We start from the raw sequence: 20759 nt of genomic DNA, 5'->3' as shown, positions 1-20759 counted from the left end.
GCGACATGAGCTTTCCGGACCGCTCGGAGGCTTCGGCCTTGAAGGCGGCCGTGGCTGGCCGCCACGGCCGCTTGCAGGATGTCCTTGCCGGGAACTATGCCGGCTTGCACAAACGCCTTACCCGGCAGCTCGGTTGCCCGGACCTGGCCAGCGAGAGCCTGCACGAGGCCTGGCTGCGGCTGGGCGGGGCCGTGCTGGTACGAGAGCCGGAGAACCCCGAAGGTTACGTGTTCCGTGTCGCGTGCAATGCCGCCGTCGACCTGGTGCGCGCCAGCCGGACGCTCCGGTCACGGGAGGACGCCGATGCGCTCGACGGTATCCAGGATGATGCGCCGGGACCCGAGCGCATCGCCGCCGCGCGCGCATCGGTCCGGGCCTTGGACCGGGCCTACCGGCGCCTGCCGGGGCGGCACCAGACGATCCTGTTCGCGCTGTGCGTCGACGAGTCGCCGCGCAGGGAAGTGGCGGCGCGCCATGGGTTGTCGCTGCGCAACGTCGACACCGCCTTGCGCCAGGCAATACGCCGATGCGCAACCGAAATGGAGGCGGCGCCCGAGGCACCGGCGGGGCGCCGCGAGCAATCCGTTTCTTATTGGTAGGGCTTTTTTTAGTTTACTTTGTGAACGATTTGGGGCATGGTTGGCGCCATGCACGCGCGATGGCCGTGTGTCGGCCGACGCGCGCGAGAACGACAAGAATCCCGCACCCGGAGGAGACATCATGGAGATTCGTCGCGCCCCGTTTCCGGCATTCCTGCTCGCTGCGTTGGCCGCCTGCGGCGGCAGCGACGACCCGGCCCCGAACCCGCCGCCTCCCGGGCCGTCCGCCGAGCAGTCCTGCAGCGACCTGAACGGCAGGATGATCTCCAAGGCCGAAATCGGCAAACCTTCTTCGGGCGCGGTCGTGCAGTCGGCCGTTTTGGTCAAGGCGGACGCGCAAGGCAACGCCAACGGCGAGTATTGCGCGGTGCGGGGCATCGTCATGCCCGTGGATCCTGCCGCGCCCAACCTGGAGTTCCAGGTCAACCTGCCCACCAACTGGAACAAGCGGGCGCTGCAGCTGGGCGGCGGCGCCTTCAACGGTACGCTGGTCACCGGACTGGGCAAATATCCCCTGCAGCCGGCCGAATCCCAGGCTCCCCTGGCGCAGGGTTACGTGACGCTCGGCAGCGACGGGGGGCACAAGTCCAGTGCGGGGTTCGACGCGTCGTTCGCGTTGAATGCCGAAGCATTGATGAACTTCGGCCAGTTGTCCATCAAGAAGACGCACGACGTCGCGATGGCGCTGATCAAGGCGCGCTATGGCGTGGCGCCCGAGCGCTTCTATTTCATCGGGGCCTCGCAGGGCGGCCACGAGGCGCTCGACGCGGCGGCCCGCTATCCCGAGGACTACGACGGCGTCGTGTCGAACTATCCTGCGTACAACGTGACCATGCTGCACCTGGGATCGCTGAACGCGGGCCGCGCCATGTACGGCAACGGCGGCGCCAACTGGATGAACGCCGCCAAGGTCAAGCTGCTGACCGACGCGGTCTATGCGGCATGCGATCCGCTGGACGGCACGAAAGACGGCATCATCAGCGACGTGGCCGGCTGCGATGCGGCCTTCGGCATTGCCGGCGTCCGCCGTACGCTCCGGTGCCCCGGGGGCGGGGACACGGGCGATACCTGCCTGTCCGACGCGCAGATCAGCGGCGTGGAAACCATTGCTTCGCCCTACGAGCCGGGCGTCGAGATCGCCGGCATGACGCGATTCGAGCGCTGGCCCATCCTGGAGGGCGCGCTGTTCAACGTGTCTTCCTACGGCAGCGTGCCCCAGCCTTCCAATCCGCTGTCGGGCAAGGAGGCGCTGCTCTATTCGGTCGGCGCCGCCACCACGAAGTACATCATCACCCGCGACGTCAACTTCGACCCGATGACGCTCGATCCCAAGGCATACGCCACGCGGATCAAGGAAGTGGGCGGCATCATGGACGTGTCCGACGTGGATCTCGGGCCGTTCATGAAGAAGGGCGGCAAGCTGATCATGATCCACGGTACCGCCGACGATTTCATCACCCCGCACAATTCCGTCGTCTACTACCGCAAGCTGGTGGCGCAGAAGGGCCAGGCCGCCGTGGACGGATTCGCACGGTTCTACATCGTTCCCGGCCTGGGCCACGGCTTCGGGCCGTTCAACGCGACCTACGATGCCCTGGGGGCGCTGACCGGCTGGGTGGAGCAGGGAACCGCGCCAGGCGTGTTGACGGCCATCGACGCCAACCCGGGCGCGTCGCGCACCAGGCCGATGTGCCTGTTCCCGGGATGGCCGAGGTACAAGGGCGCTGGCCCCGTCAATGACGCGGCCAGTTTCGAGTGCGTGACGGAGTGAAGGAGGCCGGCACGGTGTGCCGGCGACAGCCCCTTACTTCGACGCCTTCACCGCATTGTGGCTATGGATCAGGTTGCGGTAGTCGGGAATGTGGTTGGAGAACAGGTTGGCGAGTCCTTCCACGTCATTGCGCCAATCGCGGTGTAGTTCGCATGCGGCGCCGAACCAGGTCATCAGTTGCGCCCCGGCGCGCGACATGCGGTCCCATGCCGCGTCGCGGGCAAGGGCATTGAAGGTGCCCGACGCGTCGGTGATCACGAACACCTCGAAGCCTTCTTCGATGGCCGACAGCGCGGGGAAGGCTACACATACTTCGGTGACGACGCCGGCGATGATGAGCTGCTTCCTGCCGGTTGCCTTGACCGCCTTCACGAAGTCCTCGTTGTCCCAGGCGTTGATGTTGCCGGGGCGCGCGATATACGGCGCATCCGGAAACTGCTTTTTGAGCTCCGGCACCAGGGGACCGTTGGGCCCGTCCTCTGATGGTCCACCATCAGTACGGCGGCGTTGTCCTTGTCGAGGCGGATGTAGGGTTGGCTCATGGTTGGACTCCTGTTCGGATGATGTCCGGATTGGACGGGAGACAGAATTCGGCGGTCATCGGGATCCGCAGGTGGGCGGCGGACCCCGTCGGGCGAGGCCCGGTTGTTTTCAGGCGGCCGACCGCTCGAAGCGGCCGGCGTTGTAGTCCTCGATGGCCTGCTGGATCTCGGCCTTCGTATTCATCACGAAGGGGCCGTAACCCACCACGGGCTCGTCGATGGGCTCGCCGGCGAGCCACAGCACGGTTGCGTCATTGTTGGCCTCGATCGTGACACCGGTGCCGGCGCGCTCGAAATGCACCAGTTGGCCTTCGCGCGCCACCGCGTCGCCGTTCACCAGCACGGTCCCGTGCAGTACCACCAGCGCCAGGGTGTGGCCCGCCGTGGCATCGAAACGGGCGATGCCGCCCTGCGCGATACGGATATCCCGCAGGTCGATGGGCGTGTGCGTGCGCGCCGGTCCCCTGGCGCCTTCGAATTCCCCGGCGATGACACGTACCCGGCCGGCTCCGCCCGGCAGCGCGACGGAAGGTATGTCGGCATCGAGCAGGGTCTGGTAGCCCGGTTCGCCCATCTTGTCCCGCGCAGGCAGGTTGACCCACAACTGCACCATCTCGATGGTGCCGCCGCGTTCGGTGAAGGCGCGGGAATGGAATTCCTCGTGCAGGATGCCGCCCGCGGCAGTCATCCACTGCACGTCTCCAGGGCCGATCAGGCCGCCGGCGCCGGTGGAGTCCCGATGTTCCACCTCGCCCTGGTAGACGATGGTGACCGTTTCGAAGCCGCGGTGAGGATGACGGCCTACGCCCCGGGGCTGCGCCGCGGGCGGGAAGGACGTCGGCGCAGCATGGTCCAGCAGCAGGAACGGGCTCAGGTGGCGGCCCAGGCCGTCATAGCCGAACAGCGAGCGCACGGGAAAACCGTCTCCCACCCAGTGGGGCCGGGGGGCGCTGTAGATGCCGAGAATCTTTTTCATGACGATCTCCGAATGGCCAGGGCGTTTCAGGCCCGATGGATAAAGCATATCTACGGGACGAAAGCGGCGGTAGGTGGCAAAATTCAGATGCAGCGTTCTATTTGGGGAACGATGACGTGCAAGACCTCAACGACCTCTATTACTACGTCCAGGTGGTGGACCACGGCGGCTTCGCCCCGGCCGGGCGTGCCCTGGGCATTCCCAAGTCCAAGCTCAGCCGCCGTATGGCGCTGTTGGAGACCCGGCTGGGGGTACGGCTCATCCAGCGCTCGACCCGCCGGTTCGCTGTCACGGAAATCGGCCAGACCTACTACAACCACTGCAAGGCCGTGCTGGTCGAGGCGGAAGCGGCCGACGAGGCCATCGCGGTCATGCATGCCGAGCCGCGCGGCATCGTGCGCATGACTTGCCCGGTGGCTCTGCTGGACACCCTGGTCGCCGACATGGTGGCCGAATTCATGGTGGCGCATCCCCATGTGGAGATCCACCTGGAGGAAACCAACCGGCGCGTGGATGTGGTCGGCGAGGGAGTGGACGTCGCCATCCGCGTGCGGCCGCCGCCGCTGGAGGACAGCGGGCTTGTCATGCGCGTGCTGTCCGAGCGCAGGCAATACCTGGTGGCCTGCCCCGAGCTGCTCAAGCACGGCATCCCGCGAGTGCCGGCCGACCTGGCCGGACTGCCCAGCATGGCGCTGGGCGTACCGCAGCAGGAATACGTCTGGAACCTGGTAGGCCCCGGCGGCGCGCACGCCGCCGTGCGCCACCGCCCTCGGCTCATTACCCGCGGCATGCCCGCCTTGCGCGCCGCCGCGGTGGCCGGGGTGGGCGTCGTGCAACTGCCATCCATGATGGTGCGTGACCAGGTCATGAGCGGTGAACTGGTTCACGTCATTCCGGGTTGGGCGCCGCGCCGGGAGATCATTCACGCGGTATTCGCGTCCCGTCGCGGCCTGCTGCCCGCGGTCCGGGCACTGGTGGATCACCTGGCGCGGCGGTTCGCGGAACTGGGCGAGGACTGACCCGCGGCGGCCGTTTTCCGCCCGGCCGGGTATGCACAGGCTCTAGGCGATGGTATCGACCACGCCGCCATCCACCCGCAGCGCGGCGCCGGTCGTCGCCGAGGCCTGAGGCGAGGCGGCGTAGACGGCCATGTTGGCCACTTCCTCTACCGTGGCAGCGCGCTGGATGATGGAGCTGGGGCGGTTTTTCATGACGAATTCGCGCGCCACCTGGTCCAGCGGCTTGCCGCTGGACCGGCGCTCTTCCTCCAGCATTTCCTGCAAGCCCTCAGACAGCGTCGGACCGGGCAGGATGGCGTTGACCGTCACGCCCGTGCCGGCCATGCGCTTGGCCAGTCCGCGCGAGATCGACAGGACCGCGGTCTTGGTGAAGCCGTAGTGGATCATGTCGGCGGGGATGTTGAGCGCCGATTCCGATGATACGAACAGCACGCGGCCCCACAGGCGGCGCGCCATGCCGGGCACGTAGGCGCGCGAGAGCCGCACGCCGGACATGACGTTCACGTCGAAGAATGTCTGCCACTCGGCATCGGGCGTCTCGAAGAAGTCCCGAGGGCCGAAGATGCCGACATTGTTGACCAGGATGTCCACGTCGGGCACGGCAGCCACGACCGTATCGCAGCCTTGCGCCGACCCCAGGTCGGCGGCCACGCCGCGCACGCCGGCCGACGGGACCTCTTGCCGCAGCCGGGAAACGGCCTGCTCCACGCTTGGCGCCTTGCGTCCGTTGAGCACCACCGCGGCCCCGGCGCGTGCCAGTCCTTGGGCGATGGCATATCCGATGCCCTCGGTCGAGCCGGTGACGAGGGCGGTCTTCCCGGTAAGGTCGATTCTCATGATGCAGCTCCTTCGATGTGCATGGCGGATCGGTATCCGACGATACGGAGCAAGCGGCATGCCGGCAAGGCCCGGGCGTGCGGCAAAGGCGCCTGCCCGGGAGTAGACTGCCGGCTGGAAATGTTCGCGAATGGAGTCCACATGGGGCCGCGAGGCGGCGATCGAATGGCGTCCGGAACGGAAATGCGCGGGAAACGCAAGGACGAGGACGCCCGGGGCTTTCCCGACTACAGGCAGATCAGTATCTTCGTCGCCTTGTTCGAGGTCTCGGGCATCGCGCGCGTGGCGGCGCGATTGGGGATGAATCCCTCGACGGTCAGCATGGCGCTGGCGCGGCTGCGCGACATCTACCAGGATGACCTGTTCGTGCGCAGCGCGGTCGGCATGATCCCCACCATCAAGGCCGAATCGATCTATCCCGGGCTCAAGCAGGCGCAGCAACTGCTCCAGGCGAGCACGCTGGCGCGCGATGCGTTCGATCCCGCATCGGCCACACGGCATTTCCGCGTGGCGATGAGCGAGATCGGCGTGTACGTGCTGATGCCCCATCTGCGCGCGCTGCTGGCCAGCGAGGCCCCGGGCGTCAGCCTGGAGCAGATCGAGATCACGGCCGATACGCCTTGGCACCTCGAATCCGGGACGCTGGACCTGGTGCTCGGCCACGTGCCGACCATGGGCAATGCGGTCATCCGGCAACGGCTGTATCGCGAGTACTACGTCTGTCTCGGCCGCGCCGGCCATCCCGCGTTGCAGGCGGGCATGCCGGTGGCCGAGTTCCTGCGGCTGCCCCATCTGTCGGTGGCGAGCCGGGGGCGCAACCGGCAACGCTGGGAAGACTATGCCGCCGAGAAGCTGGGCGCACGGCCCAACATCAGGCTCCAGCAATCGAGCTTCGCGGGCATCGAGCACCTGCTCGCCGACAGCGACCTGGTGGCCGTGGTGCCCGCGCGCCTGAGCCGGGCGCTGATGCGCTTCGCGCCCTTGATGGCGATCGACCTGCCGTTCGAGTCGCCCAGCTACATCGTCCACCAGCATTGGCACCCGCGGCACAAGAAGGATGCCGGGGCCACGTGGTTGAGAAAGGCGCTCGCGCGGGTCGCGCAGGGTTGAGGAGCGCCGGGCCGGAGCCTATTCGACGGTAATGTGGTTGCGCTCGATCAGGGCCTTCCACATGGCGCGCTCGGCCTTCAATTGCTGGCCGAACTTTGCGGGCGTGTCGGAGACCGGTATGTAGCCTTGTTCGATCAGGCGCTGCTTGACCGACGGCTCCTGCATGGCCTTGACCACCGTCTGGCTCATCTTCTGGACGATGGCCTCGGGCGTGCCGGCGGGCGCCATCACGCTGAAGGACTGCGGCACGTCGGGCAAGCCCTGTTCCGTCCAGACCGGCAGCTTGGGAAACAGCGGCGACTTGCTGCTGATGGCGAGGGGGACGGCCTTGCCGGCCTTGATGTGCGGCAGTACCGAGGCGACGTCCGATTGCAGGAAGTCCAGGCGGCCGCCCAGGAAGTCCTGCATGGTGGGCGCCATGCCTTTGTAGGGCACGTGGGTGAAGGACGCGCCGGTCTTTTCTTCCATGACCTTGACGCCCAGGAAGGTGGGCGAGCCATGGCCTGCCGAGCCGAACGCGAGCTTGCCCGGATCGCGTTTGCCGGCGGCGATCAGGTCGTCGAGTGTCTTGAGGCGGGAACCGGGGGGCACCACGTAGACCAGCGGCGCATCCACGCCGCGCGCCACCGGCAGGAGGTCCTTTTCGGCGTCGTAGGGCAGGTTCTTGTACAGGTAGGGATTGACCGCGATGGCCGGGGTGGCGGAAACCAGGAAGGTGTAGCCGTCCGGCGCGGCGCGCGCCACCGCCGCGGCCCCGATATTGCCGCTCGCCCCGGGCTTGTTTTCGACCACGATGGTCTGCTTGAGCTCCTTGGTCACGCCTTCAGCCAGCAGCCTGGCGTAGATATCGGTGCCGCCGCCGGGCGAGGATGGAACCACGAAGGTAATCGGCTTTGCGGGCCAGGCGTCGCTTGCGATCGCGGCCAGGCCGAACGACATTGCGAAAAGGCCGCCCAGCCAGGCGAGGCGGCGCGCGCGGGATGTGGAATGCATGGTTGTCCTCCAGGATTGCTTTTTCTTGAATCGAGTATTTCACAGGCGGACTGGCATTTTCATCACCGACGTTGACGATGAACGTCAAGAAAATTGACGTGCGGTTCGGGTGCACAATAAGCCGGTCATCCATCCAGAACAAAGCGGGAGCAATCATGAGCGACATCGTGCGAGAGGCGCGCCGGGACCTGGCGCGGGCGAACCGGATTCTCTACCTGAAGGGCGTGGTCGACGGCTTCGGGCACGTGAGCTGCCGGCATCCCGAGATCCCCGGCCACTACCTGATCTCGTGCAACCGCGCACCCAATCTGGTGAAGGAGGCCGATATCGTCGAACTGGATGCGGAATCGAATCCGACCGGCGGCGACACCCGGCGGCTCTACCTGGAGCGCTTCATTCACGGCGAGATCTACCGTACCCGTCCCGACGTCCGCGCCGTCGTCCACAGCCATTCGACTGCAATGATCACCATCGGCGCCACCGATGTTCAGATCAGGCCCATGTTCCACATGGCGGGTTTTCTCACCCGCGCCGCCAAGTTCGACATCCGCGAGGCCACGGGACGCGAAACCGACATGCTGATACGCGACCATGAGCTGGGCCGTCACCTTGCCGAGACCCTGGGCCCGGCGAGCACGGTGTTGATGGCGGGTCATGGCGCCACCATGGTGGGGACCAGCCTGGAAGAAGCGATCTATCGGGCCGTCTACGCGGAGGTCAACGCCGGCATGCAACTGGGGGCGATGCGTGTCTCCGGGAATGTGCGCTACCTGTCCGAGACCGAATCCGACCTCGCCACCGAGGCCAACCGCGGCCAGCTCAAGCGCTGCTGGGACCTCTGGTGCGCGGAAGTGGACATCGACGATTGACGTTCCGCGCTCCGGCCGGCAAGCGGCCGGAGCGCCGCCGCGGCGCCGCGCAAATCGCCACTCGCAAGGCTTGATCGCTTCCTAGAGGCGCCGCATCCTCTTCTTGCTATCTCTGCCGCCTGGTCGTCCGATACCGGGCGTGCCTGGTCACGCCCGTCCCGACCGATCCCCTCTTGACTTCTCCTTCCCGTGCGTGCACTATTTATTCGTTAAGCGAAAAATAATTCGTCTAGCGAAATAAGGAGGAGGTATGACGGTACGCAGCACGACGAAGCCGATCGATATGGTCGGTTCCGTCATCGATGTCGTCGACGCAGGGCAGGACATCCTGGGCGAGTCCATCGTCTGGGACCACCGGCACCAGCGGCTCTGGTGGGTGGACGGCATCGGCCAGTTCATCCACCGGCTCGATCCGGCGAGCGGGCAGAAACAAAGCTGGAAGATGCACGAGGAGGTCGGCAGCATCGGCTTGCGCGCCCAGGGCGGGCTCGTGGTGGGCATGCGGTCAGGCTTCTATTTCTTCTCGCCCGAGACCGGGACGCTGGCCGATATCGCGCGACCCGATGCCGAGCGACCCGGCAACCGCTTCAACGATGGCAAGGTCGATCGCTACGGGCGCTTCTGGTCGGGCACCGTCGAGGCCGCCGCCTATACCCCGCGCGGCCGGTTGTTCAGGCTCGATCCCGATCTGAAGACGACGCTGATACTGGAAGGCATCACCGCCATCAACGGGATCTCGTTCAGCCCGGACAACCGGCTGATGTACATGACCGATTCGTTCAGCTGCAGGATCGACGTGTTCGACTACGACTCGGTCGATGGCGCCATCTACAACCGTCGCCATTTCGCCGACGTTCCCCTCGGGCGCGGCATCTGCGACGGATCCACCGTGGATGCCGATGGCTGCTTCTGGAGCGCCAACATGGACGGCTGGTGCGTGACGCGCTACGACCCGCGCGGGCGCATCGATACGGTCATCAACCTGCCGGTGCGCCGCGTGTCGAGCCTGTGCTTCGGCGGACCGGATCTCGACATCCTGTACATCACCACCGCCCGGCGCCGCATGCAGGACAAGGAGCTGGCGCAGCAACCGCTCGCGGGCAACGTGCTGGCGGTCAGGCCGGGCGTGCAGGGGCTGCCGGAACCCGAGTTCCTGGGCTAGAGAGACCGAAGGAGGGAGACATCATGAGAACCGCGATCGTACGCCGCCTGTCCTGCGCCGCGCTGCTGGCCTGGGCCGGCGGCGCGCATGCCGGGGCACCCGGCGCCTATCCCGACCGGCCCGTCCGCATCGTCGTGCCCTACACGCCTGGAGGGGCCACCGACACCGTCGCCCGCAGCATTGCCTCCCGGTTGGGCGACAAATGGGGCCAACCCGTGATCGTCGAGAACCGCGGCGGCGCATCGGGCATGATCGGCGCGGCGGCGGTCGCCAAGGCGCCGCCCGACGGCTATACGCTCATGCTGTCCGACAGTGCCCCATACGTCATCCTGCCGTCGTTGCACGCGAACATGGCGTACCACCCGCTGAAGGACTTCGCGCCCGTCACCGTGGTCGCGCGGCAGGTTCCGATACTCGTCGTGTCGAGCAAGCTGCCCGTGCGCAACGTGAAGGAGCTGGTTGCCTATCTGAAGGCACATCCGGGCACGCCATACGGATCGCTCGGCCCCGGCTCCTATCCGCACGTCGCGATGGAGGAGTTCCTGCAACTCAGCGGCACGCGCATGCTGCACGTGCCCTACAAAGGGACCGCGCAAGTCATCACCGACATGATCGGCGGCCAGGTCAGCCTGTACATAGGCACGCTGGGCGCATTCCAGCAGCAGGAGAAGGCCGGCGTAGTCAGGATCCTGGCAGTCGCCACGGACGCGCGCGTGCCGTTGCGTCCTGACCTGCCCACTGTCGCCGAGGCCGGCGTGCCGGGGTTTTCCGTCAATGTCTGGTTCGGGCTGGCGGGCCGGGCCGGCACGCCGCCCGAGATCCTCGACAAGATCCACGCCGATGTGCATGCCGTCCTCAGCGACAAACACTTCGTGGACGAGGTGCTCATGCCCCAGGCGCTGACACCGGGCGGCGACAGCCGCGTCGATTTCGGCAAGCTGATGCGCAGAGACACCGAGCGCTGGCGGCGGTCGATACAGGAAGCCGGCATCAAGTTATGAAGGCGGCGAGCAGAGCGCGGGCGCAGGCGCCCACTCATATATAGGAATGGACCGTGAGCAATTTCGACGAATACGCAAACAAATTCGAGACCATCAGGATGGTCCGCAACGCCGGCGTGCTGGAGATGCACTTTCATCACCAGGGCGGGCCACTGCAGTGGAATCTGCTGTCGCACCGCGAGTTCGAGCAGGCTTTCCTGGATGTGGGGCGCGACCGCGAGAACGAAGTCGTCATCATGACCGGAACCGGCGACGCCTTCAGCGGTCCGCCCGTGGCGCCCGGCGGGCACGTCAACCGCAACTCGATGACGCCTACGATCTACGACCCGATCTATTGGGAAGGCAAGCGTCTGCTCATCAATCTGCTCGACATCGAAGTGCCGGTCATCAGCATCATCAACGGTCCCGCCGTGCGGCACGCGGAAATTCCGCTGCTGGGCGACATCGTGCTGGCGTCCGATACGGCCACGATCCAGGACACGGCACATTTCCAGGGAGGAATGGTGCCGGGCGACGGCATGCATCTGATCATGCCGTTGCTGATGGGGCGGGCGCGCGGGCATTACTTCCTGCTGACCGGACATGAGATCGATGCGAGGCAGGCGCTCGAGATGGGGTTGGTGAACGAGGTGCTGCCCGCGCAGGACCTGATGCCTCGCGCGAGGGAACTGGCCGCGATGCTCCTGAAGCAGCCCAGGTTGGTGCGCCGCTACACACGCGTGTGCCTGAATCAGGAGCTCAAGGCGCGCCTGCATGATGTCCTGGGTTATGGCCTCGCGCTCGAAGGCCTGGCACGGATGAAGGAGCCCGCAGCTTAGCCGGCGTTCATGGGGAGCGCTGTAAAATCCGCGCGGTGCCGTAATCCGGATCGACAGCAATCCCCATGAGCGAAGGCAAAACCATCAAGGAGTCGGGCGATTTCGTGTCCGCGCTGGCGCGCGGCCTCGAAGTGATCCAGGCGTTCACGGCCGAGCGCCCGGAAATGAACCTGAGCGAGGTGGCTGCGGTTACAGGCATGGCGCCGGCGACGGCGCGCCGATGCCTGCTCACCTTGAAGGAGCTCGGGTTCGTCGGGATGAACGGCCGCCGGTTCCTGCTGCGGCCCAAGGTGCTGGCCCTGGGGTCCGCATTCCTGATGTCCATGAACCTGAGGCAGGTGGCGCAGCCTTTCCTGCAGGATCTCGTCGAGGAGTTCCACGATTCGGCATCCCTGGCGGTCCTGGACGGGAACGACGTGGTGTATGTCGCCCATGCTCCCAGCAAGGAGACCAAAGGTTTTCGCGCCGGCGTGGGATATCGCTCGCCGGCTTATGCCACCTCGCTGGGACACGTGCTGCTGGCCAGCCTGAGCGAGCCGTTGCTGCGCGAGTACTTGCGAGCCGCGCCTTTCCCCGCCTATACGTCCAAGACCTACACCGATGCCGAGGCGATCGCTCGGGCATTGGATGCGACGCGGGAGCGGGGCTACGCGCAGATTCAGGACCAGTTCGAGTACGGGGTGCTCGCGGTGGCGGTCCCGGTAAAGGACGGGAGCGGCCGTACGGTGGCCGCGGTGAATTGCTCCAGCAACATCGCCAGGGTAGGCATGGACGAGCTGGTGAAGACCCGCCTGCCGAGGCTGCGCGACACGGCGCGCCAGATCAGCCTCGCGCTGGAGCGCAGCCCGTCGCTCATCCACTCGGTGATGAGCGATCCAAGGTTCTGAGCCGCAGCCGGCCACGCGGCGCGATCGCAGGCGGCCGCAGCCTGCCGCGGCGGCGGCAGCGGGGGCCGTCAGCCTGCCTGCACTGGATTGCTGAGTCTGCCTATTCCCGCCACGGTCACGCTGACCGGGCCGCCGATCTTGTTGAGATCCGCATTCTGGACCGCGCGCCCAGGCTTGCCTCCCGAGGCCAGCGCCGTGCCCATCGAGACCACGTCGCCGGGCACCAGCGTCATGTAGCTGGATACGAAGGCGAGGACCTCGGGCAGTTTGTGAAAGAGGTTGGCCGTGTTGTCGCTGGCGTACTGTTCTTCCCGGACGTGGCACGAGATGTCCAGCGCGTGCGGGTCGGCGATCTCGTCGCGGGTGACGATCCAGGGGCCCAGCGGGGAAAACGTGTCCGAACCCTTGTAGCGGCCGCTGTAGGACACGTGGCTGTCGACGTAGCGGATGCCTTCCCCTTCCAGCGCCGGATGGATGGCGCGATAGTGGAAACTGTCCTCGTCGCGCATGGTGGGCGAGGTCAGGTCGTTGTGGATGGTGTAGCCGAAGACGTGGTCATAGGCGTCGGTCGCGTCGATGTCGCGCGCCAGCTTGCCTATCACCACCGCCAGCTCAGGTTCCGGATGCACGCGGCCATAGTGGGGTTTCAGGCGTATCGGCTCGCCATGGCCGACCAGCGCGGACCAGGGCTTGGTGAAGACCGCCGGGTGCCGGGGCCCCTTGACGATGCGGTCGCTGTTGGCGCTGTTGTTCAAGGCCAGGCAGCACAGCTTCGAGGGGCGCGGCACGGCGGGAAGAAAGCGGATCGTATCCATGGGCAGGCGCGGCAGGCCGGCCTGCCCGAGCGCGACATGTACCTCCCGGAGCCGGTCCCAGAAATCCGGGCCGGCCTCGATCAACCGATGCATGTCGAGCGGGCCCGGGAAGCCGGGGGCGAATTGGCGGCATGCGGTTTCGGCGTCGATCAGTTCGGAGTCGGAGACCACGAATCCGACACGCGCGGCGTCGGGGCTGTCGAAGGTGGCGTAGCTGGCGAGTTTCAAGCGAGGCTCCAGTGCGGAAAAAACGGGGCGACTGCACAGGTCGCCTCGTGGCACGACAGCTTATGTTCCCGGGAGGGTTGCGCGGAACTGCGCCGCCACGTCTTTCCGTGTCACGGAACGCGTGGGCCGGGGGCGAGCCGCGTACTCACGGCGGCGCAGATTTCCTTGCGCGTGCGTTCCAGATGGCCCAGGCATTCGCGCAGGCGTTCCGGGGTGAGCAGCGCGCTGAAGGTGGTCAGCGACAGGACGCCCAGCACGTGCTCGCCGTGGGTCAGCGGCACGGCCAGCGTGGTGCTCGATCCACGGCCCTGGCCCTTGCGCAAGCCGTAGCCGCGCCGGCGCGTGGTGGCCAGCTGATCCTGGATGTCTCGTTCGACCGGCGGCCACAGGCTCGGCTCGGGCATCGAAGCCTGCATCCATTGCAACAGGCGGTCTCGTTCAGGCTGGCCGCAGTAGGCCAGGTACGCCTGGCCCATGCCGGAATGCACGAGATCGTGGACATGCCCGACCGTAGTGTGCTCGGAGCCGATGGGGCTGTAGGGCATGGAGCTGTAGCGCACGACGATGTGGCCACGGTCCAGCGTGCCGAGCGCCAGCGGCAGCCCCGTGGCGCGCGTGCTTTTGAGCACGATGGGCGCGCCGACCTCCACCACCATTTCAGGGTCGGAAAAACCTTCGCTCAGGCAACGGACTTTTTCGGTCAGCGTATATGTGCCCTTGACCACGTCCGCGCGCACGTAGCCTTCGCTCTTGAGCGTCGCCAGCAGGCGGTGGATGGTGGACTTGGGCAGTCCGGTGGACTGGTGCAGCGACTGGAGCGAGCTCTGAGGCTGGTGATTCAGCGCCCGCAGGATGTTCAGCGCCCGGACTACCGGCCCGATGGCGTTCGTTTCGGACATGCCTGCCGTTCCTTCTTCGTGTGCATGGCGTTCCGATGATAGCGCCGCGCAGCGGGTTCTCGCGCGACGCGGGCCCAGGCCCAGGCGTTCGAGAAGAACGAGCGCGCGGCCTGGGTGCCGTTCATCCGCAGCCTGGGCATCGATCCCTGGCCGTCAGCGCGGCGGCACCCGGGCGGACAGCGGCGGCGGCTGGTAGCCGACCTGGAAGCGGCAGGTTTCCTTGCCACCGTTGCCGTAGTCCTGTTCATAGCCCTTGCACAGCCGCGCCACTTTTTCGGGCGTCGGCTTCTCTCCCTTGTCCACCCAGTCCATCAAGGCGGTGAACAGGGCGGGATACTGGGGCTCGCTCAGGTAGCTGTGCTCCGCCTCGTCGGTGAAGGTCTGCACCAGCCTGTCGCCATGGCCCGCACGCTCGACGATTTCGCGATAAGCCGATTCGAGCTCCACGAAGGCCGTGGGGTCGTGGATGGCATGCAGGGTCAGTACGGGCATGCCGATCCTGCCCGTGGGCGTGCTGTCCACCATGAGCCGGCCCACGGCCTGCGGATCGGCCGGATAGCGGGCGATGCCGGCGTTGAGGGCGGCATCGTCGGCCGAGCCGCTGTAGATGACCTTGTCGTTGCCGAACGGGTTGCGTCCACCCAGGCGTTCCTGCGTGAGGTCCTGGAACAGCCATGTCGCCCAGTTCATGTTGGACACGAAGGTGCGCTCGGGAATCTTCACGACGGACAGGATGGTCTTCAGCCGGGCCACCTGTTCGGGGCTGCGCTGCGCAGCCGGTTGGCCGATGCCCGTGCATTCCTTGATGCGGGCGGCGAGTTCGGCGCGAGTCAGCCGTGAGTCCTTGGGCAGGCCCATCCACAGCGGATACTGCGCTTCGTCAGGCCGCGGATGATTGCGGCAGACATATTGGTAGACCGCGCGCAGGTCCATGCGGAAGTCGTAGGCGGTGTTGCCGCCGCCCAGCACGCCGCTGGTCAGCAGCACGGCGTCGTAGGGACCGGGCCTGCCACCGACGGGGCCGTACAGTTCCGCCGCCTTGGCCGCCACGCCGCCGCCGTAGCTCTGGCCGTGCAGCAGGGTGCGGCGGGGCTGGCCGAATTGACTGACGAAGAGCCGCCGCAGCCGCTCGGTGTCCTCGGCGGCCATGGTGACCCCGTAGCCGCCGCGGCGATACGACGAGCCGGCCCAGGCATAGCCGGCCTTGACCGTCACCGCCCAGCGCGTCAGGTCTTCCTGGCTGCGCTTGAGGGTCGAGGGGCCCAGGTCGGGACCGCCGTGGGCGTGCATGACGAGCACGCGGTTCCAGTTCGACGGGATGGCTATCCAGTAGTAGGCGCCCTCGCTGTCCTGCCCGTTGTAGCAGCGGGCGTCGGCAGGGACGTCCTTGGGGCAGGGGGCCGGCCGGGCCCGGTCTGCCGAGGCGTGGGCCGACGCGGCGCCCAGCGCCAGCGCAGCCAGCAGGATGGCGCGCGAAATAGGGCGGATCGATGTGTTCAATGGCGTACTCCGGTGGCGAAGATGGCGGCCGATCCCGCGGCCGATGCGTAGCCCAGGATGCCGTTGGTGAAGAGGAAGTGATCGCCGCCCGCGGCGCCGGCCTGCGCGACGCCGGGCACCGGCGTGTCGTAGGCTACGGCGGCCGCGTCGTCGCCCAGCTGGAGCTTGGCGCCGGCCAGGGTGGCCTCGAGGTTGCGCGCGCCGGTGGCCGCGACCGCATAGCCGCCATCGGCGGTTCCCGCGGCCAGCGATTGCTGCGGCGCGTATAGCCGCATGCCGTAGCTCGACGCCGATTCGCGCACGAGCTGCAGCGGGACCGCATTGCCGTTGACCAGGCCGATCACCATGGAGCCGGCGGGTGTCCCGCCGGTGGTCGTGGCGCTGTCCGTGGGCGAGGTGGCCATCAGGTCGAAGGCGCCGCGTGCCGCGTTGTAGGTGATGTAGCCCTTGCTCGTGGACGTGCAGGCGGCGTCGTAGGTCATGAAGCCGCCCGTGACGGGGTCCCGGCACAACTGGAAGGTGCCGGCATTGCGGAGGCGGCCGGAAGCCTTGTAGGCCGCGGCGGAGCCGTCCGCGCCATGGTGCACGCCCACCAGGTTGTAGATGTCGGCCACCGGGTTGAAGGCGGTGGGCGAACCGGCGTTTTCGAATGTGGTGGAGAAAGCCAGCAGCGGCGCGAAACCGGCGCCCGCGGCCGGCATGACGCCGCCTTGCAATACGCCGCCCGCGCCGAAGGCGAAGACGGCGCCGCCTTCGTCGCTCGCATAGGCGCAAGTTGATTGCGCGCGCAGGCTGCCTTCGCGCACGGTGCCCGGCGCACGCTGTAGGCTGGCGTCGATCGCGATGGCGTAGCGCAAGGACGTTGGGTCCACGGTGACGCTCAACTCTTCGCCCAATGCGTTGCCGCCCTTGTAGCGCGTGACCGACGCGGGCAGGTAAGGGCAGGCCAGCGGATCGCCCGCCTCTTGCACGCAGTGGTAGTTGACGGCGGCATCGAGGCTGCCGCTGCCGCGGTATTTCGGCCACGCCGGATACTGGCAGAGCGGACGGGTACGCCCGTAGGAGCCCGCCACTGCATCGGACGCTATCGGCGTGCCGGGAGGCAGGCCATGCTCCACCCATCCCTCCAGCGCCGCGAGCGAGTCCCAGTTGGGAATGAACACGCCGGTGCCGTGGCCCATGCCGGGCACGGTGTAGAAGCGCACGCCCTGGTCGACGGCTTGCTGCCCAACGGTTGAGACCACGCGCTGGTAGTAGTCGATGGTGGAATTGGGGCTGATCACCTCGTCCGCCAGGCCATGCAGCATGATGAGCTTGCCGCCCCGGGACAGGAAGGGGCGCAGGTCCGGGTCGGTGGCGTCGGTGATGGCGGACACTTCCTGCACGCGGGCCGTGTGGACGCCCGGATCCAGCGGATCGAAGGCCAGGGTATCGAAGGTGGCCGAGCGGGTGATGAAATACTTCACCCATTGGTCGCCGGTCACGTACATGTTGGCGTCGGCCGTGGTGGCGGGGTTGCCCGGCGTGCGGCGCGTACCCAGGTCGCGCGAGGTATAGGGCCCGGCCACGAGCGCGCCTTCGAGGATGTTGTAGCCGCCCGCGCGCGTGACGCCGTGGGCGAGTTCGTAGCGGGTGAACTCCAGCGGCGACTCCAGCGTCCCGATGGTGGCCAGCTGCGGATCCGACAGGCAGTGGTCGCCTTCGTCGGCGCCCGAGGGGCAACGCATGGCGGCGAGGTTGGCGGCGTTGAGCTGACGGCAGCTTTCGACGTTGCTGACGATACCGTCGGCCGCGCCATCCAGTTTGTCGCATGCCCGCTTGACGGTGTCCTGCACCATCAGCGTCTTGGCCACGTTGATCCAGCCGGCGCCGCCGTTGGCATACAGCGCGCGGCCGAGCGCGACGTTGGACAGGCGGGTGCCGGAATAATTGAGCGCGGGTTCGTTGGCGATCACGCCGTCGTAATCCGCGGGCCAGCGCTGGATGTGCGCCAGCGCGTCGCGCCCGCCGGTCGAGGTGCCGAGGAAATAGGCATGCTTCGGCGCCATGCCGTAATAGTCCCGCACCAGTTGCAAGGCGACGTCTCGGGTTTTCTTCAGCGACTGGCCGCCGTAGTTGGCCAGCGCCTCGTCGTCGGCCGCGAACTTGCCGTCGGTGATGCTGCCGCTCTGGTGGCCGGAGTCGTCGCCGTAGGTGGCATAGCCCAAGGCCAGGGGGGCAGGCTTGTCGGCGGGGCCGAAGCGTATCGTTTCGGTGCCGTCTATCAGGCGGCCGTTGAAGCCGCCGCCGCCGAAGTGGATGGTCTTGCCGTTCCAGCGCAGCGGCAGGTTCAATGCGAAGTTGATGTCGGGCGCGCCCGCGGCGGCCGGCTTGATGGCGCCCCGTATGCGGCAATAGGCGCCCAGGCTGTTGCCTTGCGCGCCGGCGGCCACCTCGACCGCCTCGGATACCGTGGCGCCGCCCGAGGAGAGCGTCAGTTGCGAGGGGGAAAAACTGCGTCCGCCGAGCGCGGCGCACGCCAGCGCCGGCGCATAGGGCGGTCCCGAAGCCGCCGGCGGATCTTCGGGCGGATTGCCGCCTTGGGCGTCGCCATCGCCGCCACAGCCCGACAAGGCTGCGAGGGCGACGAGCATCAGGGGCAGTGGCCGTACGCGGCCGGTGCGCGGTGCGCTCATCGTCGTCTCCATGGCCGGCCCTCGACGCGGGGCCGTGCAGGCGGATGATGCGAGCACGCAAATCGGTACGTCAAATATAATAAAAAGGCAGAATCGATATATAAAAAATATGGAATTGCGTCATCTGCGTTACTTCGTCGCCATCGCCGAGGCCGGCCACATGACCCGCGCGGCCGAGCAACTGGGCATCCAGCAGCCCCCGTTGAGCCAGCAGATCAAGGCGCTGGAGCGGGAGCTGGGGGTGGAACTGTTGCGCCGGCATCCGCGCGGCGTGTCGCTCACCGACGCCGGCCGGCAATTCCTGCGCGAGGCCGAATCGCTGCTCGAAGGCTTTGCGCAAATGCGGCAACGCATGGCGCGCGTGGCCAATGGGCAGGAAGGGCTGCTCACGGTGGGATTCACCAGTTCCGCCGCGGCGCATGCCTTCACGCCCGAGGTCCTGCGCCTCTACCGCCGGGACTACCCGGGCGTGGAACTGGACATCCACGAGGACAACGCGGCCGGCCTGACGGAGGCGATCGCTTCCGGACGCCTGCATTGCGGCCTGCTGCGCGTGCCGGTATCGCGGCCGGAAAGCCTGGTATTCGAGACCTTGCTGAACGAGCCCGCGGTCGCGGCAGTACCGTGCGACCATCCGCTCGCGCAGGGACGGCAGGGCCGCAAGCCCAGGCCGATCTCGCTGGCCGAGCTGTGCCAGGAGAAGATCATCCTGGTGCGCCAGCCGGGCGCGCCAGGGCTCTACGCCAACCTGCTCGCCTTGTGCGAAAGCCAGGGGCTGCGGCCGCGCATCGCGGCGGAGGTCGACCGGATGATGACCAATCTCAACCTGGTGGCCGCGGGGGCGGGCGTGTCGATCGTACCCAAGTCCATGAGCGGTGCGCACGCGCATGCGGTGACCTATTTGCCGCTGTCGCGGGCCGAGCGGCTGGATGCCCCGCTGACCCTGGTGTCGCGCCTTGGCGAAGATAGCCTGCCGGTGCTGCATTTCGCCGCGATGGCGCGGCGGCTGGCGGCGCGATGAAGCGGGGCGGCTTCCGCGGCGATGCGCGTCGCGCCGCGCTGGGCGCGCTGCTGGGTTTGCCCGTCGCGTACCTGGGCCGCACGGGTGCTGCCTGGGCGGGCGCGGCGGGAAGTGCCTGGCCCGCACGGCCCATCCGGCTGCTGGTGGTCTATCCGCCGGGCGGCGTGAGCGACACCATCGCGCGGATCCTGGCCGAGGTGTTGTCGCAATACCTGGGCGTGCCGGTATGGGTCGAGAACAAGGGCGGGGCGGGCGGCAGCGTCGGCATGGAGGCCGTGGCGCGCGCGGCGCCCGACGGCTACACGCTGGCCTTTTCCGCCTTGACGCCGCTCACGCTCAATCCGCTCCTGAATCGTCCGCTGGATGATCTTCCTCCCTTGCGCGAGATCGCGCCGATTGCCGGCGTCATGCGCACGCCGGTGCTCGTGGTCGGCACGCCGGCATTTGCCGGCCGCGATTTCGCCGAACTGGTGGATCTGGCGCGCAGTGCGCCCGGCGCGGTTCGCTGGGCCAGCTCGGGCATCGCCACGACCGGCCACATGGTGCTGGAGCAGGTGGCTGCCGCCAGCGGCGCGCGTATCACCCACATTCCCTATCATGGGGGCGGCCCGCAATTGAACGATGCGCTCGGCGGGCGGTTCGAGGTCTTGTCGACCAACGTCGCCGCCTTGCAGCTGGAATACGTGCGCACGGGCCGGCTGAAGGCGCTCGCGGTGGGTGCCCCGGCAAGGCTGGGCGCGCTCCCGCAGGTGCCCACGTTGGCCGAGCTGGGCTATCCCCAGGCCAACCTGATGTCCCTGTTCGGCCTCTTCGCTCCCGCCGGCACGCCGCGGCCGGTACAGGAGCGCATCAATGCCGAGGTCAACCGCGCGTTGGCGGACGGCGTGCTGGCCGAGCGCCTGGAGCGCGCCTACAACCTTCCGGCGGCCGGCAGCGTGGCGGCCTTTCGCGGGGCGGTCCTGGCGGACTACGAGGCCAATCGCAAGCTGGTCAGGAACGGCACGTTGCGCAGCCGCCAGGCACCATGAGTCCGCCGT

At 67.4% G+C, this 20759-nt stretch carries 18 protein-coding genes and 1 pseudogene; 11 read left to right on the top strand and 8 right to left on the bottom strand.

Annotated features, from left to right (window positions below; translation table 11 throughout):
* Nucleotides 1-5 precede the first annotated feature (5 nt).
* A complete protein-coding gene (locus tag CDO44_RS16115; protein ID WP_087781282.1) occupies nucleotides 6-599 on the top strand; it encodes an RNA polymerase sigma factor in 594 nt (197 codons plus the stop codon).
* A 121-nt stretch (nucleotides 600-720) separates the two neighbouring features.
* Complete coding sequence (locus CDO44_RS16110; RefSeq protein WP_087781280.1) at nucleotides 721-2370, top strand: tannase/feruloyl esterase family alpha/beta hydrolase; 1650 nt, start codon at nucleotides 721-723, stop codon at nucleotides 2368-2370.
* 33 nt (nucleotides 2371-2403) lie between these two features.
* Here CDO44_RS16110 and CDO44_RS16105 read toward each other — a convergent pair.
* Nucleotides 2404-2864 (bottom strand): annotated as a pseudogene (locus CDO44_RS16105) (isochorismatase family protein).
* 157 nt (nucleotides 2865-3021) lie between these two features.
* Nucleotides 3022-3888, bottom strand: coding sequence for a pirin family protein (locus tag CDO44_RS16100; RefSeq protein ID WP_087781278.1), 867 nt, complete (start codon nucleotides 3886-3888; stop codon nucleotides 3022-3024).
* Nucleotides 3889-4004: 116 nt separating this feature from the next.
* Here CDO44_RS16100 and CDO44_RS16095 point away from each other — a divergent pair, with 116 nt between their 5' ends.
* A complete protein-coding gene (locus CDO44_RS16095; RefSeq protein WP_087781455.1) occupies nucleotides 4005-4907 on the top strand; it encodes a LysR family transcriptional regulator in 903 nt (300 codons plus the stop codon).
* Between the two features lie 42 nt (nucleotides 4908-4949).
* Here the strand turns inward: CDO44_RS16095 and CDO44_RS16090 are convergent, their stop codons facing one another.
* Entirely contained in the window at nucleotides 4950-5744 is a 795-nt protein-coding gene (locus tag CDO44_RS16090; protein WP_087781276.1) for an SDR family NAD(P)-dependent oxidoreductase, read from the bottom strand.
* A gap of 183 nt (nucleotides 5745-5927) precedes the next feature.
* On the opposite strand from CDO44_RS16090, the gene CDO44_RS16085 reads away from it, so the two are divergent.
* The gene (locus tag CDO44_RS16085; RefSeq protein ID WP_158213307.1) at nucleotides 5928-6854 is read left to right on the top strand and encodes a LysR family transcriptional regulator; all 927 of its coding nucleotides are present in this window, start codon (nucleotides 5928-5930) and stop codon (nucleotides 6852-6854) included.
* Nucleotides 6855-6872: 18 nt separating this feature from the next.
* Here the strand turns inward: CDO44_RS16085 and CDO44_RS16080 are convergent, their stop codons facing one another.
* Nucleotides 6873-7847: a tripartite tricarboxylate transporter substrate binding protein gene (locus tag CDO44_RS16080; protein ID WP_087781272.1), complete on the bottom strand. Its 975-nt coding sequence runs from the start codon at nucleotides 7845-7847 to the stop codon at nucleotides 6873-6875.
* A gap of 155 nt (nucleotides 7848-8002) precedes the next feature.
* Between CDO44_RS16080 and CDO44_RS16075 the strand changes: the two genes are divergently transcribed.
* The 5 genes from CDO44_RS16075 to CDO44_RS16055 all read left to right on the top strand — a co-directional run bounded on the left by CDO44_RS16075 (nucleotide 8003) and on the right by CDO44_RS16055 (nucleotide 12584).
* Entirely contained in the window at nucleotides 8003-8716 is a 714-nt protein-coding gene (locus CDO44_RS16075) for a class II aldolase/adducin family protein (RefSeq protein ID WP_087781270.1), read from the top strand.
* A gap of 250 nt (nucleotides 8717-8966) precedes the next feature.
* Nucleotides 8967-9878, top strand: a complete 912-nt coding sequence (locus CDO44_RS16070; protein ID WP_087781269.1) for an SMP-30/gluconolactonase/LRE family protein — start codon at nucleotides 8967-8969, stop codon at nucleotides 9876-9878.
* Between the two features lie 23 nt (nucleotides 9879-9901).
* Nucleotides 9902-10879 carry a tripartite tricarboxylate transporter substrate binding protein gene (locus CDO44_RS16065; protein WP_087781267.1) on the top strand — a complete coding sequence of 326 codons (978 nt, stop codon included), beginning with the start codon at nucleotides 9902-9904 and terminating at the stop codon, nucleotides 10877-10879.
* Between the two features lie 53 nt (nucleotides 10880-10932).
* Nucleotides 10933-11697 carry an enoyl-CoA hydratase/isomerase family protein gene (locus tag CDO44_RS16060; protein WP_087781265.1) on the top strand — a complete coding sequence of 255 codons (765 nt, stop codon included), beginning with the start codon at nucleotides 10933-10935 and terminating at the stop codon, nucleotides 11695-11697.
* Nucleotides 11698-11762: 65 nt separating this feature from the next.
* Nucleotides 11763-12584, top strand: coding sequence for an IclR family transcriptional regulator C-terminal domain-containing protein (locus CDO44_RS16055; protein WP_087781264.1), 822 nt, complete (start codon nucleotides 11763-11765; stop codon nucleotides 12582-12584).
* 68 nt (nucleotides 12585-12652) lie between these two features.
* On the opposite strand, the gene CDO44_RS16050 is transcribed toward CDO44_RS16055, so the two are convergent.
* The 4 genes from CDO44_RS16050 to CDO44_RS16035 form a co-directional block, all read right to left on the bottom strand.
* Nucleotides 12653-13627 carry a fumarylacetoacetate hydrolase family protein gene (locus tag CDO44_RS16050; protein ID WP_233146214.1) on the bottom strand — a complete coding sequence of 325 codons (975 nt, stop codon included), beginning with the start codon at nucleotides 13625-13627 and terminating at the stop codon, nucleotides 12653-12655.
* A 110-nt stretch (nucleotides 13628-13737) separates the two neighbouring features.
* Complete coding sequence (locus CDO44_RS16045) at nucleotides 13738-14526, bottom strand: helix-turn-helix domain-containing protein (RefSeq protein ID WP_087781263.1); 789 nt, start codon at nucleotides 14524-14526, stop codon at nucleotides 13738-13740.
* Nucleotides 14527-14679: 153 nt separating this feature from the next.
* Nucleotides 14680-16026: a hypothetical protein gene (locus CDO44_RS16040; protein WP_087781261.1), complete on the bottom strand. Its 1347-nt coding sequence runs from the start codon at nucleotides 16024-16026 to the stop codon at nucleotides 14680-14682.
* Nucleotides 16023-18701: a tannase/feruloyl esterase family alpha/beta hydrolase gene (locus CDO44_RS16035; RefSeq protein ID WP_233146213.1), complete on the bottom strand. Its 2679-nt coding sequence runs from the start codon at nucleotides 18699-18701 to the stop codon at nucleotides 16023-16025. The genes CDO44_RS16040 and CDO44_RS16035 overlap by 4 nt, the downstream gene beginning before the upstream one ends.
* Nucleotides 18702-18810: 109 nt before the next feature.
* Here CDO44_RS16035 and CDO44_RS16030 point away from each other — a divergent pair, with 109 nt between their 5' ends.
* Both CDO44_RS16030 and CDO44_RS16025 read left to right on the top strand, forming a co-directional pair.
* On the top strand, nucleotides 18811-19722 hold the full coding sequence (locus tag CDO44_RS16030) for a LysR family transcriptional regulator (RefSeq protein ID WP_087781258.1): 912 nt from the start codon (nucleotides 18811-18813) through the stop codon (nucleotides 19720-19722).
* Nucleotides 19719-20750, top strand: a complete 1032-nt coding sequence (locus CDO44_RS16025) for a tripartite tricarboxylate transporter substrate binding protein (protein ID WP_087781256.1) — start codon at nucleotides 19719-19721, stop codon at nucleotides 20748-20750. The genes CDO44_RS16030 and CDO44_RS16025 overlap by 4 nt, the downstream gene beginning before the upstream one ends.
* The last annotated feature ends 9 nt before the right edge of the window (nucleotides 20751-20759 follow it).

Origin of the sequence: Pigmentiphaga sp. NML080357, assembly GCF_002188465.1 — a bacterium.
In the GTDB taxonomy this organism is placed as follows: Bacteria; Pseudomonadota; Gammaproteobacteria; order Burkholderiales; family Burkholderiaceae_B; genus Pigmentiphaga.
Note: the sequence above shows the minus strand (reverse complement) of the source record. Positions and strands in the feature narration are given on the sequence as shown.

Bases quoted from the DNA above. Each gene is read 5' to 3' on its own strand.
- CDO44_RS16080 (WP_087781272.1), bottom strand. From the start codon at position 7,847: ATGCATTCCACATCCCGCGCGCGCCGCCTCGCCTGGCTGGGCGGCCTT.
- CDO44_RS16030 (WP_087781258.1), top strand. From the start codon at position 18,811: ATGGAATTGCGTCATCTGCGTTACTTCGTCGCCATCGCCGAGGCCGGC.
- CDO44_RS16070 (WP_087781269.1), top strand. From the start codon at position 8,967: ATGACGGTACGCAGCACGACGAAGCCGATCGATATGGTCGGTTCCGTC.
- CDO44_RS16055 (WP_087781264.1), top strand. From the start codon at position 11,763: ATGAGCGAAGGCAAAACCATCAAGGAGTCGGGCGATTTCGTGTCCGCG.
- CDO44_RS16115 (WP_087781282.1), top strand. From the start codon at position 6: ATGAGCTTTCCGGACCGCTCGGAGGCTTCGGCCTTGAAGGCGGCCGTG.
- CDO44_RS16045 (WP_087781263.1), bottom strand. From the start codon at position 14,526: ATGTCCGAAACGAACGCCATCGGGCCGGTAGTCCGGGCGCTGAACATC.
- CDO44_RS16090 (WP_087781276.1), bottom strand. From the start codon at position 5,744: ATGAGAATCGACCTTACCGGGAAGACCGCCCTCGTCACCGGCTCGACC.
- CDO44_RS16085 (WP_158213307.1), top strand. From the start codon at position 5,928: ATGCGCGGGAAACGCAAGGACGAGGACGCCCGGGGCTTTCCCGACTAC.
- CDO44_RS16075 (WP_087781270.1), top strand. From the start codon at position 8,003: ATGAGCGACATCGTGCGAGAGGCGCGCCGGGACCTGGCGCGGGCGAAC.
- CDO44_RS16065 (WP_087781267.1), top strand. From the start codon at position 9,902: ATGAGAACCGCGATCGTACGCCGCCTGTCCTGCGCCGCGCTGCTGGCC.
- CDO44_RS16110 (WP_087781280.1), top strand. From the start codon at position 721: ATGGAGATTCGTCGCGCCCCGTTTCCGGCATTCCTGCTCGCTGCGTTG.
- CDO44_RS16035 (WP_233146213.1), bottom strand. From the start codon at position 18,701: ATGAGCGCACCGCGCACCGGCCGCGTACGGCCACTGCCCCTGATGCTC.
- CDO44_RS16025 (WP_087781256.1), top strand. From the start codon at position 19,719: ATGAAGCGGGGCGGCTTCCGCGGCGATGCGCGTCGCGCCGCGCTGGGC.
- CDO44_RS16100 (WP_087781278.1), bottom strand. From the start codon at position 3,888: ATGAAAAAGATTCTCGGCATCTACAGCGCCCCCCGGCCCCACTGGGTG.